Source organism: uncultured Limosilactobacillus sp., assembly GCF_934202235.1.
GTDB lineage: Bacteria > Bacillota > Bacilli > Lactobacillales > Lactobacillaceae > Limosilactobacillus.
This window is the reverse complement of sequence record NZ_CAKPXS010000046.1, coordinates 1-13117: the sequence shown is the minus strand read 5'-3', so window position 1 is coordinate 13117 and position 13117 is coordinate 1. Positions and strand designations below refer to the sequence as shown.

The window sequence follows — 13117 nt, the reverse complement described above, 5'->3', positions numbered from 1 at the left end:
GGGTTTCAACCTGGGAACGAACCGTTGATTCCTTTTGACCAATGGCAACGTAGATACAAATCATCCCGTTACCCTTTTGGTTAATAATCGTATCGATGGCAATTGACGTCTTCCCGGTCTTCCGGTCACCGATGATCAATTCACGTTGACCACGGCCAATCGGTACCAGCGCGTCAATAACCTTGATCCCGGTCTGCAGTGGGACAGAAACACTCTTCCGCTGCATAACACCAGGAGCCTTCTTTTCAATTGGACGGGACTTAGTTGTCTTAATATCGCCCAGACCGTCAATTGGCCGGCCCAGGGAGTCAACAACCCGTCCTAGTAATTCATCGCCAACCGGAACTTCCAAAATTCGACCCGTCCGTTTGACGGTGTCGCCTTCACGAATCCCGGTGAAATCACCCAATACGACGATACCAACGTCACTGGTTTCGAGGTTTTGGGCCATTCCGTAGACGCCATTGCTAAATTCGAGCAACTCACCAGCCATGGCATTTTCCAAGCCATCAGCACGGGCAACCCCGTCACCAACGTAAGTTACCGTCCCAGTTTCGGCAACGGCAATCTCGTCCTGGTAACCAGCGAGCTGCTTCTTGATGAGTGAACTGATTTCCTCAGTTTTGATGCTCATACGGATTTCACCTCTTCATTATCAAACATCTTTATTAACCAGCAACCGACGAATTTGTTCAATCTTGGTGCGAACGCTCCCGTCAAGGGTTTGGCTCGCCGTTTTAACAATCACTCCACCAAGAATCGAAGGGTCAACGCTTTCGCTTAACACCACTTCGGAAGCGCCAAGGCGTTGCGCCAGGGCGTTTGATAATTCTTTTTTCCGGGAGTCATCAAGTTGAACCGCAGTAACCACGTCGGCGTGTACCCGCTGGTAGTGGGCATCGTACCGCCGTTCAAACTCATCAATAATTGCGACCAAGTCATTCATACGCCCATAGTCAAACACCATCTGTACAAGATTGGTAACCGGCTGAGAAGCACCATTTTTAAGCGCCTCAACCAGCGGCTTTTTTTGGGCGGCAGTTAGCTGAACCCCCATCAATGAAGGAATCAGCTGTGGATTGGCAGTGATCACCTGGCGAAGCGCCAGTAGTTCTTGATAAGTCGGGTCGAGTTGACCGGCCTCGTCGACGAGCTCGAAGAGAGCCCGGGCGTAACGGCGGGCGACCGTTTTCTTATCAAGCTTCATGTTTTACCAGCCCTTCAATGTATGAATCAATCAATGCTTGTTGATCATTAGCATTCAACTGCTTTTGAATCAGCTTGGAAGCAATCTCAACAGATAAGTTTGCTACGTCGTCCTTGGCACTGAGCAGCGCATCTTGACGAGCCTGTTCAGCGTCGGTTGCTGCCTGTGCTTTGATGCTGGCAGCGTCATTTTGGGCCGCCTCGACAATCTTGGTGCGTTGATTTTCACCAGACTTCTTGGCGTCACTAACAATCTGTGCCGCTTCCTGCTTAGAACCCTTTAATTCAGCTTGCCGTTGGGCGGCTAATGCTGCGGCTTCCTTGCGGTTCTTCTGGGCACTGTCAATATCGTTAGCGACCCGCTTTGCCCGCTTTTCCATCATCTGGGTCACCGGCTTCCAAGCAAAATGCCAGACCAACGCCGCCAAAATCAGAAACGAAATCAGGTAAAACAGCATATCGCCCACGTATAACTGATTGGACTCAGCTAAGACAAACATCTATTGACACCTCCTCCTGTTCAACGATTTGTCTTGAATTGAGAAATCCAAGATTACTTGTTCATGACCAGGAAGCTGACAACGATGGCCAGGATCGGGACGGCTTCAATCAGGCCGACACCGATGAACATAGTCGTCCGAAGGTCACCAACGATTTCTGGTTGGCGAGCCATAGCGTCAACCGTGTGACTAATAACAATACTGTTACCGAAACCAGCGGCAATAGCAGCGAGGGCTGCCGCGATACCTGCAGAAATTGCACCCATAATAAATATCCTCCTAAAAATATGTGGTAAAGGTGTTGACCATCGATTATTCGCCAACGACCTTCCGAGAAATATAAACCGATGTTAATGTTACAAAGACATAAGCTTGAATGGCACCAATGAAGACCGAGAAGCCTTGCCAAACCATTTCAATTGGCAGACTGACCAGGATGGTCGGTACCCCGTGAGAAAAGGCTAACTGACCAAGCAGTTTCAAGAGCAATTCACCAGAATAGATGTTACCAAAGATCCGGAGACCCAGTGTTAAGAAGTTACTAAACTCCTCAATAAAATTAATCGGCATCATAATTGCATTTGGTTGGACATAGCCCTTGAAGTACTCTTTCAGACCCCGGTGAGTCATCCCCGCGAAGTGTGACAACAGGATCGCACTCATGGAGAAGGTTAACGTGATCACGGGGTCAGCAGTTGGACTCCTGACCAAGTCGTGACCATCCCAACCAATCTGGACAAACAGTCCTAACTGGTTAGAGACAAACAGGAAGACAAACAGGATAAAGACAAAGAACTCGAAGAATCCTGCAGTATCAGCCGTGAATTGCCCCCGGACAATAGAGTTAGTGAAGTCAATCAGCCACTCCAATGCATTTTGCCCGCCCTTCGGCTTCATCGTGACGTGCCGCGAGAGCGCGAACATCAAGAAAAAGACGACTACGCAGACAACAATACAAGAAATGACGTTTGTCCAATTAAAGGTGAGGCCAAAAAGCTTAAAGGTATAAGCATCACCGCCCATTTACATTCCACCTCTTTTCTTCATAACAATAATAGTTGGTTTGTAATTTGGGACCAGCCAAGACCTGTTTTCCCAGTTACGCATAATAATATAACATAGAACTGGCGCCCGATAAAGCGCTGATCCAAAATTATTTAAGCGTTTACAAATGGGACATTTACTAATATTTATACATCTGTTGGACACTTTATTGTGAGGGACGCTGATGTCCTGAAACCAGCCATGCAGTGACCGGAACAGTTAATAAAACACCCACAAAGGACACCAAAACGATGATTATTTCGTTGACGAAAACCTTATCATTGATCACCGTCAAAAAGGAATAACCTAGTCCTGCAAACCAGATGAATAAAGCTAGGAAACCACCAAAAAAGCCAAAAAATAATGTGTTAAGGGCCGTCCCAATTATTTGCCGGCCAATTTGCATCCCAGCATGAAACAGTGACTGACCCGCTGTTAACTTGCCATCATCCAAGAGTGTTGCCATCCCCGCGGCCACCGAGATGGCAGCCTCGGCAATCGCCCCCAGCGAGCAGAGAGCAGCAACCATCACCGCAATTTGCGGGTAAGACACCCCGATTGACAATGACATCCCTTCCAACGCGTCAGTATCTTCCACGCCAAAGCCGGGTACTTTTGCTACGTATTCCACGAAAGTGACCAGGGCAAACAAGACAATAAAGACAATCAGCGACGACCAAAACGCCTGCTTAGCAATAAACCCGTCGCTAACGCCCAGCCAGATAGTCTGGGCCAAGATCAATATGCCAGCTAAGAGGGTGATCCACAACGGCGAAAGTCCCCAGGAAACGAGGACGATGGCAAAAAAGAGACAGCAGAAATTAAGCAGGAGACTCCAAAAGGCGCTCCAGCCCTGCCGCCCGCCAACAATCACCATTAGTGCCAGCAGCACGACTGTCAGTAAACTAATTGTGCTCATTCGACCACCCTCCTTTCCCAATCATCGAGGCCATTAACCAGCTGGTCAGGGGAATGGCAAGAATAATCCCAATCCCGCACACCAGGCTCTGGGTAATTCCCAGGCTCATGGTCATGGAAAACGTGTACCCCCAGGAGTTGCCATTGCGCAGAAAAAGAACACTGCTGGTCAACATCTCTGCAGCAAAAATTAACATCAAGACGTTGGTCAACGGTCCCATCACTTGCTGACCCACCCGTCGGCCAGCCACCAGTAGCTGGTGACGAGTTGCCGTTGGTTGGAGCCGTTTTACTTCAAAGAGGGTTGCCACAATATCACTGCTAACATCCATCACCGCCCCGAGTGAGCCGAGAAGGGTTTCCGCAATAAAGAGCGGTCGCTGTACCTGGGTCACATACATCATCGATTCAAAGTACAAGCCGCGCTCGTGGGTCAGCACAATCAGCAGCCAGGACAGGGTCACCGCGACGGTCGTGGCGACAACTGTTGCTAACAATGCCGCCAGCATCTTGCGGGTCGGTCCCATAATTAACAGCAGACTAATCACCGTAAAGGCCACCGCTAACAAGCTGAAGAGCAGGAGGACGCCGCGTCCTTGCCACTTCAAATCAAGATTAATGGCCAGAATAAACAGCGCCGTATTGGCAACTAAACTAGCCAGGGCCCGTAACCCGGCATGTCCCATCATCAGTACCAGCATGACGACCACTAGCCAGACCAGCATCACCATCACTACGTCACGTTTCAGCCCGCTCACCATGGCGGAAAGGCGGCCGTGCTTTGCCTGCAGCTGGTTTAAAAAGACCTGGTCACCCCGTTGATAGTGCAACGACATGGTTTTTGAAACGGTGTAGTGATTACGTACGACTAACGTTTGCCCACGGTAACGGGTATTTAGTAGTCGCACTTTCAGTCGTTGGTCAACCAGGTAGTCGGTATTCTTGAACTGGTCGCTTTGCCGTTGACGGCTCGTCGTGTCAGCCTGGGTGACAACTGCTACCGGTCGCGAATACAGCCAGGCATCATGTTTAGTCAACAGGAAGAGCCCCCCGCCGACCAGCAACATGATTATTAGCCACAACCACCATTGGCGCCCCTTGAATTTCACCTTTTGCTCGCCTCACTTGCTTAAAAGAAAAAACCGTGACAGCTGTCACGGTCTGTTGCTTATTTTCAACTTACTTGGTACCGAAAAGCCGGTCACCAGCATCGCCCAGCCCGGGAACAATGTAACCATCCTCGTTCAGGTGGTCATCAAGGGCACAGGTGTAAAGATCAACATCCGGGTAAGCGTCACGGAAGGCTTTCACACCTTCTGGGGCGGAAACCAGGCAGGCAAACTTCATGTTTTTTGGTTCGCAACCACGCTTAACAAGGGCGCCGACTGCGTCAATCGCGGAACCACCGGTTGCCAGCATCGGGTCAACGATGAAAATCTGCCGTTCAGTAATGTCGTTAGGCAGCTTGACAAAGTATTCATGCGGCTGCAACGTGTCCTCGTCACGGTACATCCCAATGAACCCGATCTTGGCCGCTGGAATCAGGTCGGTGATGCCGTCGACCATCCCCAACCCGGCACGCAGGATCGGCACAATGGCGACTTTCTTGCCGGCCAGTTCCTTTTGGGTGGTCTTTCCCATTGGCGTTTCAATTTCAACATCCTTCACCGGCATATCACGCGAAACTTCGTAGGCCATCAAAGTGGCAATTTCCCGGACAGTTTCCCGGAAAAACTTGGTACCAACGTGCTTATCACGGATCATTGTCAACTTGTGCTGGATCAACGGGTGATCCAAAACTTCAAACTTACCCATCGCAATCTTCGTCCTTCCCTATTTAAATCGTTCTTATTATAGCCATTAACCACCCTGCCGTGCAACTAGTCCAGCGGATGTTTTCTCGTTAGTTGATGAACCTCACACCTTAACTCGTCAAGCAGCTCATCATCAAGCGGGTGGCGCAGCGCCTGGCAGATAATTTGGGCAACCTGGCGGCTATCCTCTTCGTCAAAGCCGCGACTAGTAATTGCCGGGGTCCCTAGGCGCAACCCACTGGTCACAAAGGGACTCCGGGGATCATTCGGGATCCCCTCTTTATTGGTCGTAATGTTAATCGAATCCAGTAACGACTGGGCATCCTTGCCGGTGAGCCCCGTCGCCGTCAAGTCCAAAACGAGCAGGTGGTTAACCGTCCCACCAGCAACGACCCGGAGCTGGTCATCAGCAGTAAAGATATCGGCCATTGTCGCAGCATTGGCGACCACCTGACCAATGTAGTCGTGAAAGGCTGGCTGAAGGTCTTCATACAATGCCTGCGCTTTGGCCGCAATCACGTGTTCCAGTGGTCCACCCTGTATTCCGGGGAACACCGCTGAATTGATCTTTTGGCCTAGCTGGGAATCACGGGAAAGAATCATCCCGCCACGCGGCCCGCGAAGGGTCTTGTGGGTAGTGGTAGTGACCACATCTGCGATCGGAACCGGGTTGGGATGATAACCGGTAGCAACCAGTCCTGCAATGTGGGCCATATCAACCATCAAATAGGCACCAACTTCATCGGCAACCTGGCGGAATTGTTGCCAGTTAATCTCCTGGCTATAAGCAGAGGCGCCGGCCACAATCAGCTGTGGTTTCACCCGCAAAGCCAATTCGCGAATCGCCTGGTAATTCAGCCGCTCAGTCGCTGGGTCAACGTCGTAGCCAACTGCCCGGTACAATTTGCCGCTAAAGTTAACCGTTGACCCGTGTGACAGGTGTCCGCCGGCAGACATGCCCATGCCCATGATCGTCTCGCCTGGTTTAAGCAAAGCGGCATAAACAGCCATGTTAGCCTGGGAGCCGGAGTGCGGCTGGACGTTGACGTAGGCCGCCCCGAAGAGTTTTTTGGCGTGGTCGATCGCTAATTGCTCCACCTGGTCAACTTCCCGGCAGCCGCCATAGTAACGGTGACCCGGATAGCCTTCAGCGTACTTATTAGTCAAAACGGACCCCTGAGCTTCGCGGACAGCCGTAGAAGCAATATTTTCGGACGCAATCAACTCAATGGTTTCTTGCTGCCGCTCTTCTTCACCCGCAATTGCCCGCCAAAGCTGCGGATCTTTACCACCATAATCCATCGGAAAAGCCTCCTTTTATTGACCAACTGTTAGTCATATTTTATCACAGAAGAAAAGACAGGCGGTGAGTCACCCCACTACCTGTCTTTATTAACTATTAACCATTTATTTATCAGGACTTGTCCGCCGGTGTGAAGTGGACCCCACCAGCCGACTTATTTAGCCGGTTCATGTAGGCCTCTCCTAGTCCCTTGGCCGGGAAAGCTTGACAGACAATTGCCTTCACGTTTTGCTCATCATCAAATTCCCGCAAACCGTCAAAGAGGCGGGCACTGGCGTCTTGGACCCCACTGCCCAGCGAAAACTGGCTAGCGTTCATCGGTAAGCTGGCCTGTTGCAGCACCTTCTCTTCCGCCATCATCCCAACATCGAAGGGCTGTTGCTTAATCCAGTCAACCACCTGGTCCCAGTCCGTCCCCGGGTCGACAATGTAAACCTGGGCCGCCGGAGCGTAATGCTTGTACTTCATCCCCGGAGCCTTTGGGGTCTCGTTTTTACCGACGTGGTGGTGGTTCAGGTCAATTGAGCCGATGACCGCCTCAATTTGTTCCTTCGTTACCGCTCCGGGCCGGAGAATCACGGGATGGTCACCCGACATATCCAATACCGTGGATTCTACTCCCACCCGCGTGGGGCCGTTATCCAAAATGCCGGCAATCTTACCGTGAAGGTCGTGATAAACGTGCTGGGCAGTCGTTGGGCTGGGCTTACCAGAGGTGTTAGCGGACGGCCCGACTAACGGAACCCCCGCTTGCTTGATCAAGTCCAGCGTCGGCTGGCAATCAGGAAAACGAAAGGCCGCCGTCTTCAAACCACCAGTGACCGTCTTCGAAAGTGAATGCGGCTTGATTTTAAAGATCATCGTCAGCGAGCCAGGCCAGAAGTGGTCCATCAGCTTGTATGCCTTATCCGGAATATGGGCCGCGTACTTTTCGGCCATCTCCCGGGAGGCAATATGAACGATCAACGGGTTGTCACTTGGCCGTCCCTTGGCCAGGTAAACTTGCTTAACCGCCTGCTCATTCGTGGCGTCAGCCCCCAGACCGTAAACGGTCTCGGTCGGAAACGATACCAGGTGACCCTGCTGGATTTCCCGTGCTGCCGCGTCGATTTCATCTAACTGGAAAATTCGGGTATCAAAGTGTTGCAATTTAGGTCTCCTCATTAACCACATATTCTAATCATCCTCATCCGGTCCGCAACATCATGCTTAGTAGTCAGCCGCTTGTCCGGCAGCTTATTTTCAGCCAGTCGCGTAATTGATTCTTCCTGGTCATAGCCGGTTTCACCGTAAAGCTTACCACCCGGTTTGAGGTGGACAGTCAGTTGGTCAAATAAACGGCGGTAAAAGGCAAGGCCATCACTACCAGCAAACAGCGCCAGCCCTGGTTCGTAATCACGGACTGCTTCATCGAGTTCATTGACAGCGGTAGTGGCGACGTAAGGCGGGTTGGTCACGATCAGGTCGAACCGTTGGTCACCTAAGCCGTCAAACAAATCACTGATGACCAGCTGACCACTAGCACCGTGAAGCACCTGGTTGGCCTTTGCCACCCGCAGGGCATCCGCCGAAATATCGCTCATCGTCAGCCGCCAGTTAGGGCGTTCATTGGCGAGGGTAATCCCAATCACGCCGCTGCCTGTCCCTAAGTCTAAGACTGACAGTGGCTGGTCAGCTGGGTTATCGTGCAGCACCCAGTCAACGAGTTCCTCCGTCTCGCTTTCCGGGATGAGGACACTCCGTGAAACAATAAAGGTCCGACCGTAAAAGGGCGCTCGACCAACCACGTACTGTGGCGGCTCATAACTAGCAACCCGGTCGATGGCCATCCGAAACCGCTTGAGCTCATCCTTGCTCATAATTTCGCGGTTATGGGACAAACGTTCCGCCGGCGTCCAATCATGCATCATCTCGAGGACGAAGTTAACCGCATCCGGGTCAATTCGCCGCTCTTCCAGCATTCTCTTGGCTCCCTGCTGAGCCTGGAAATAAGTCAGCTCGCTATTCATTGCGCAGCTGCTCTAATTTCTTCGTCTGGTCGGCAATAATCAGCGCGTCAATAATCTCGTCGAGTTCCCCGGCCATAATCCGGTCCAGTTTGTTCAAAGTCAACCCAATCCGGTGGTCGGTAACCCGGTTTTGCGGATAATTATAAGTCCGAATCCGTTCTGAACGGTCCCCGGTCCCAATTGCGTCCTTTCGCTGTTGGTTGTAGGCATTTTCTTCTTTTTGCTGGTAGTAGTCGTAAACCCGCGCCTTCAGGATCCGCATGGCCTTGGCCCGGTTCTGCTGCTGGGACCGTTCATCCTGCATTGCCACGACAATTCCCGTTGGCTCGTGAGTCATCCGCACCGCTGAACTGGTCTTGTTAACGTGCTGACCACCGGCACCAGATGACCGGTAGACGTCCACCCGGATATCCTTGGGGTCCAGAGTAATATCAACGTCTTCGGCTTCTGGCATCACCCCGACCGTCGCCGTCGACGTGTGAACCCGGCCGGCCGATTCAGTTACCGGCACCCGTTGAACCCGGTGAGCACCGTTTTCAAACTTCAGCTTGGAGTAAACCTTGTCACCGGTGATCATCAGGACAATTTCCTTAAAACCACCAACTTCAGTCGGGCTCTCGTCAACGACCGACACGTGCCAGCCCTGGCTTTCAGCGTAGTGTAGGTACATGTTGTAGAGGTCAGCAGCAAACAGTGACGCTTCGTCACCACCAGCAGCTCCCCGGATTTCCATAATGATGTTTTTATCATCATTCGGGTCCTTTGGCAAAACCAGAACCAGCAGTTCCTGCTCTAATTTTTCCTTTTTGGCCTGCGCATCAGCCAGCTCTTCCTTGGTCAGGTCGCGGAGGTCCTCGTCATCGGTTTCATTCAAGAGGTCGGTATCGTCCTTGATCGTCTTAACCGTCTTTTGATACTGCTTGTATTTTTCAACTGTTTCCCGCAGCTGGCCCTCTTCCTTGGACAGCTTCATAAACCGCGGGGTATCGGCAATGACTTCCGGGTCGGAAATCATTTCGTTCAGCTCATCATAACGGTCAACAACCGCCTGGAGCTTATCAAAAATCTTGTCCATTTCCATTTATTATTCCCGTCCTTTCAGCACTGGGTGGAAGTAGTGTTTCCGGCAAACCGGATAGTACGACTCGTTACCGCCGATCTGTACCTGTTCGCCTTCATAAACCGGTTGACCATCGTGAATCCGCAGGTTCATCGTCGCCTTGTGCGGGCAGAACCAGCAGATCGTCTTCATTTCTTCGATTTTATCTGCGTAGATTAAGAGGTACTTGGACCCTTCAAAAAGCTCGTTTTTAAAGTCATTTTTCAAGCCAAAGGTCATCACCGGAATGTTCAGCTCGTCAACGATTTTCGTTAACTGCAAAACATGCTCCTTGGTCAAAAACTGGGCCTCGTCAATCAGGACACAGTAAACCTTCTTGTCCAACTGTTTGACCATTCGGTAGATATTAGTATCGTGCATCACCGGAGTTACCTTCCGGGTTAAGCCAATCCGGCTGGCGATCACTCCCTGGCCTGAACGGGTATCCACCCCACTGGTTAGCAATTCTACTGGTTTACCTTGCTCCTCATAGTTGTGGGCAACTTTCAAGATGTCGATCGACTTACCGGAGTTCATCGCACCATACTTAAAAAACAGCTGGGCCACTCTACTCTCCCCCTCTTCATTGCATAGCAGATTAATTATAGTCGATTGCGGCGGTCTTGACCAGGGCGGCGATCAACTACTTTTCTTTTATCGGCAGAACGTTTAAAATTAACGCGACAAAACGATTTACGGAAGGAATTGAAAATGACTGTCAAAAGTTCATTCGCCACAGCTGTCGGCAAAAGCAGCTACTGGTTTCTCCATACCTTTTTCCACGGTGGCAGTTCGCTGCCAGGAAAACTAGCCTTACGGATTGACCCTGACGTGCTGACCGCCTTTGCTAAGAAATACGACCTAGTAATTGTAACCGGGACTAACGGTAAAACCCTGACGACCGCCCTGTCTGTCCGGGTGGCCCGGCAAAAATACAACCAGGTATTAACCAACCCGACAGGTTCAAACATGAAGCAGGGGATTGTGACCACCTTCTTGACTGCGCCCCGGATCAATAAGAAGGGGCTGGCCATCCTGGAGGTTGATGAAGCCAACGTCGCAATGGTTTGTTCCTATATCACGCCGCGGGCCTTTGTCCTCACCAACATTTTCCGTGACCAGATGGACCGCTATGGTGAAATCTACACGACCTATAAGAAAATTATCAAGGGCATTCGCATGGCGCCAGAGGCAACGATTATCGCCAACGGTGACGAGCAGCTCTTCAACAGTGTTGACCTGCCCAACCCAGTTATTTACTACGGCTTTGATAATGGTTATCAAGATGACCTGCGGGCGCCTGCAAACACGGATGGTTTGCTGTGTCCCAAGTGCCAGCACATCCTGCACTACCACCTGCGGACCTACAGCAACCTGGGGAACTACTTCTGTCCCCACTGCGGCTTCCACCGGCCACAGTTAACCCATGCGGTGACCGCTGTTACCGACCAGACGCCGAATAGTTCCGACTTTGCCATTGATGGCCACCCGGCTCACATTGCGATCGGGGGAACCTATAACATTTACAACGCCCTGGCTGCCTACTCGCTGGGCCGCTTCCTGGGCGTCGCCCCAGCGCAAATTAGTCGGGCCTTTAATGCCGACGAACGAGTTTTCGGCCGCCAGGAGGAATTCCAACTTGGTGACAAGACCGTCACCCTCATCCTGGTCAAAAACCCCGTCGGGCTTAACCAGGTGCTCGACATGATCACGACGGAGAAGCAACCATTCTCCTTCGTCTTCTTGTTAAACGCTAATTACGCCGACGGGATCGATACCAGCTGGATTTGGGATGGCAACTTTGAAAAGCTAAAAAACTACCACATTCCGCAATTTATGACCGGTGGTGAACGTTACCGCGACATCAGCACCCGCTTGATGATGGCCGGAATCGACAACGTTTGGCACGAAAAGGACCTCACCAAGGTCATTAACAAGATTAAGCAGCTGCCAACCAAGCAGGTCTACGTTCTTGCCACCTACACGGCTGTCCTGCAGTTACGAAAAGAACTCGCCGAAAAAGGCGTGGTCAAGGGAGGAATGGACTAATGGCTAAGTATCACTTACAACTCGCCCACCTTTACGGGGATTTGATGAATACTTATGGTGATATTGGTAACATTACGGCGCTGAAGTATTACGCTCAACAAATGGATACTGATATTGACGCCAAGGTCATCAGTATGGGTGATCGCTTTCTTGCCGATGATTTCGACCTGGCCCTCTTTGGTGGTGGCCAGGACTATGAGCAAATGGTCATTTCCAAGGATATCCAAGGTAAAAAAGCAGAATTGGTTAAATTTATCGAGGGTAACAAACCGCTGATCGCTATTTGCGGTGGTTACCAACTACTCGGCCACTATTATATCGGGGCTGACGGAGAAAAGATCCCTGGTATCGGTGCCCTGGACCACTACACCCTTTCCCAGGACCACCACCGTTTTATCGGCGATATCGTCATTGAAAACCCAGAGCTGGGTAAGCTCCACGGTTTTGAAAACCACAATGGTCGGACCTTTATTGGTAAGTCTGAACGCCCACTGGGCACCGTCCTTGCTGGTCACGGCAACAACGGCGAAGATAAGACGGAAGGCGCCATTTACAAGTCGACCTACTGTTCATATTTCCACGGGCCGATTTTAACGCGGAACGGTGAAATCGCTAAAAAAATGTTGCTTACCGCTCTCCACAACAAGTATCCAGATGAAGACTTCAGCCAACAGGAAGCCTTAGAAATCAAACCGACCTTTTAGGGGGATCCGATGATGAGCGTCAACGAAAACTTAACCTTATTTTCTGGGATTACCACCTTTTTGTTTATCGTGATCTCCTTCGTTGAGTTCCGGTTAAATAGTTACCTCCGTAGTCACTACCAGGAAATTAATGATGAAGACCTCCGCCAGCGCTGGCACAAGGTCATGAGGATGGAAAACCAATGGAACCTTTTCTCCTGGGTGTTAATCTTAGCCCTCTTCATCCTCCCCGATAACTACCTCTTACTGATCTCCTCCATCCTTTGTTTGCTAGAGACGGTCGTTACCCACCGAATGGATCAGCTCAAACGGCAAATGCAGCACCAATAAAACACCACTAACAAAAGGGGCTGTGACATAAGTCCCTAATAAAAAATGGATCTCGATGAAATCTTCTGACGTGTACCCCCAGAGTTGGAAATTCAACTCCGAGGGTATTTTTATGGCTAAAATTAGCATCAATACGAAGAT

Annotated in this window: 15 protein-coding genes and 1 pseudogene; 3 read left to right on the top strand and 13 right to left on the bottom strand. The window is 50.9% G+C overall.

All coding sequences use genetic code 11. The annotated features are described in order from the left end of the window. From Q0E49_RS06840 to Q0E49_RS06780, 13 genes and pseudogenes are all read right to left on the bottom strand, one after another. Positions 1 to 634, bottom strand: a pseudogene (locus Q0E49_RS06840) (F0F1 ATP synthase subunit alpha); the annotation flags it as partial. A gap of 21 nt (positions 635 to 655) precedes the next feature. Further along, positions 656 to 1207 carry an ATP synthase F1 subunit delta gene (gene atpH, locus Q0E49_RS06835; protein WP_295747365.1) on the bottom strand — a complete coding sequence of 184 codons (552 nt, stop codon included), beginning with the start codon at positions 1205 to 1207 and terminating at the stop codon, positions 656 to 658. After that, positions 1197 to 1706, bottom strand: a complete 510-nt coding sequence (gene atpF, locus Q0E49_RS06830) for a F0F1 ATP synthase subunit B (RefSeq protein ID WP_295747363.1) — start codon at positions 1704 to 1706, stop codon at positions 1197 to 1199. The genes atpH and atpF overlap by 11 nt, the downstream gene beginning before the upstream one ends. Positions 1707 to 1759: 53 nt before the next feature. Continuing rightward, complete coding sequence (gene atpE / locus Q0E49_RS06825) at positions 1760 to 1972, bottom strand: F0F1 ATP synthase subunit C (RefSeq protein ID WP_295747360.1); 213 nt, start codon at positions 1970 to 1972, stop codon at positions 1760 to 1762. 46 nt (positions 1973 to 2018) lie between these two features. Then, positions 2019 to 2729, bottom strand: coding sequence for a F0F1 ATP synthase subunit A (atpB, locus tag Q0E49_RS06820; protein WP_295747358.1), 711 nt, complete (start codon positions 2727 to 2729; stop codon positions 2019 to 2021). A gap of 187 nt (positions 2730 to 2916) precedes the next feature. Next, entirely contained in the window at positions 2917 to 3669 is a 753-nt protein-coding gene (locus Q0E49_RS06815) for a YibE/F family protein (protein WP_295747356.1), read from the bottom strand. Next, a complete protein-coding gene (locus tag Q0E49_RS06810; RefSeq protein ID WP_295747354.1) occupies positions 3656 to 4777 on the bottom strand; it encodes a YibE/F family protein in 1122 nt (373 codons plus the stop codon). The genes Q0E49_RS06815 and Q0E49_RS06810 overlap by 14 nt, the downstream gene beginning before the upstream one ends. A gap of 70 nt (positions 4778 to 4847) precedes the next feature. Then, positions 4848 to 5483, bottom strand: a complete 636-nt coding sequence (upp, locus tag Q0E49_RS06805; protein WP_295747352.1) for a uracil phosphoribosyltransferase — start codon at positions 5481 to 5483, stop codon at positions 4848 to 4850. Positions 5484 to 5548: 65 nt separating this feature from the next. Beyond that, positions 5549 to 6784 (bottom strand): serine hydroxymethyltransferase, encoded by a 1236-nt coding sequence (gene glyA / locus Q0E49_RS06800; RefSeq protein WP_295747351.1) that lies wholly within the window; start codon positions 6782 to 6784, stop codon positions 5549 to 5551. Between the two features lie 112 nt (positions 6785 to 6896). Then, on the bottom strand, positions 6897 to 7934 hold the full coding sequence (locus tag Q0E49_RS06795) for an L-threonylcarbamoyladenylate synthase (RefSeq protein WP_295747350.1): 1038 nt from the start codon (positions 7932 to 7934) through the stop codon (positions 6897 to 6899). A gap of 14 nt (positions 7935 to 7948) precedes the next feature. Continuing rightward, positions 7949 to 8794, bottom strand: a complete 846-nt coding sequence (prmC, locus tag Q0E49_RS06790; protein ID WP_295747348.1) for a peptide chain release factor N(5)-glutamine methyltransferase — start codon at positions 8792 to 8794, stop codon at positions 7949 to 7951. Then, a complete protein-coding gene (prfA, locus tag Q0E49_RS06785) occupies positions 8787 to 9869 on the bottom strand; it encodes a peptide chain release factor 1 (protein WP_295747367.1) in 1083 nt (360 codons plus the stop codon). The genes prmC and prfA overlap by 8 nt, the downstream gene beginning before the upstream one ends. Positions 9870 to 9878: 9 nt before the next feature. After that, a complete protein-coding gene (locus tag Q0E49_RS06780; protein ID WP_295747346.1) occupies positions 9879 to 10460 on the bottom strand; it encodes a thymidine kinase in 582 nt (193 codons plus the stop codon). A 144-nt stretch (positions 10461 to 10604) separates the two neighbouring features. Here Q0E49_RS06780 and Q0E49_RS06775 point away from each other — a divergent pair, with 144 nt between their 5' ends. From Q0E49_RS06775 to Q0E49_RS06765, 3 genes are read left to right on the top strand one after another with little or no spacing between them, the layout of a single operon-like run. Then, complete coding sequence (locus Q0E49_RS06775; RefSeq protein ID WP_295747343.1) at positions 10605 to 11942, top strand: Mur ligase family protein; 1338 nt, start codon at positions 10605 to 10607, stop codon at positions 11940 to 11942. Beyond that, positions 11942 to 12646 carry a glutamine amidotransferase gene (locus Q0E49_RS06770; RefSeq protein WP_295747341.1) on the top strand — a complete coding sequence of 235 codons (705 nt, stop codon included), beginning with the start codon at positions 11942 to 11944 and terminating at the stop codon, positions 12644 to 12646. Before Q0E49_RS06775 ends, Q0E49_RS06770 begins: the two co-directional genes overlap by 1 nt. A gap of 12 nt (positions 12647 to 12658) precedes the next feature. Continuing rightward, the gene (locus tag Q0E49_RS06765) at positions 12659 to 12976 is read left to right on the top strand and encodes a hypothetical protein (protein WP_295747339.1); all 318 of its coding nucleotides are present in this window, start codon (positions 12659 to 12661) and stop codon (positions 12974 to 12976) included. Positions 12977 to 13117 lie beyond the last annotated feature (141 nt).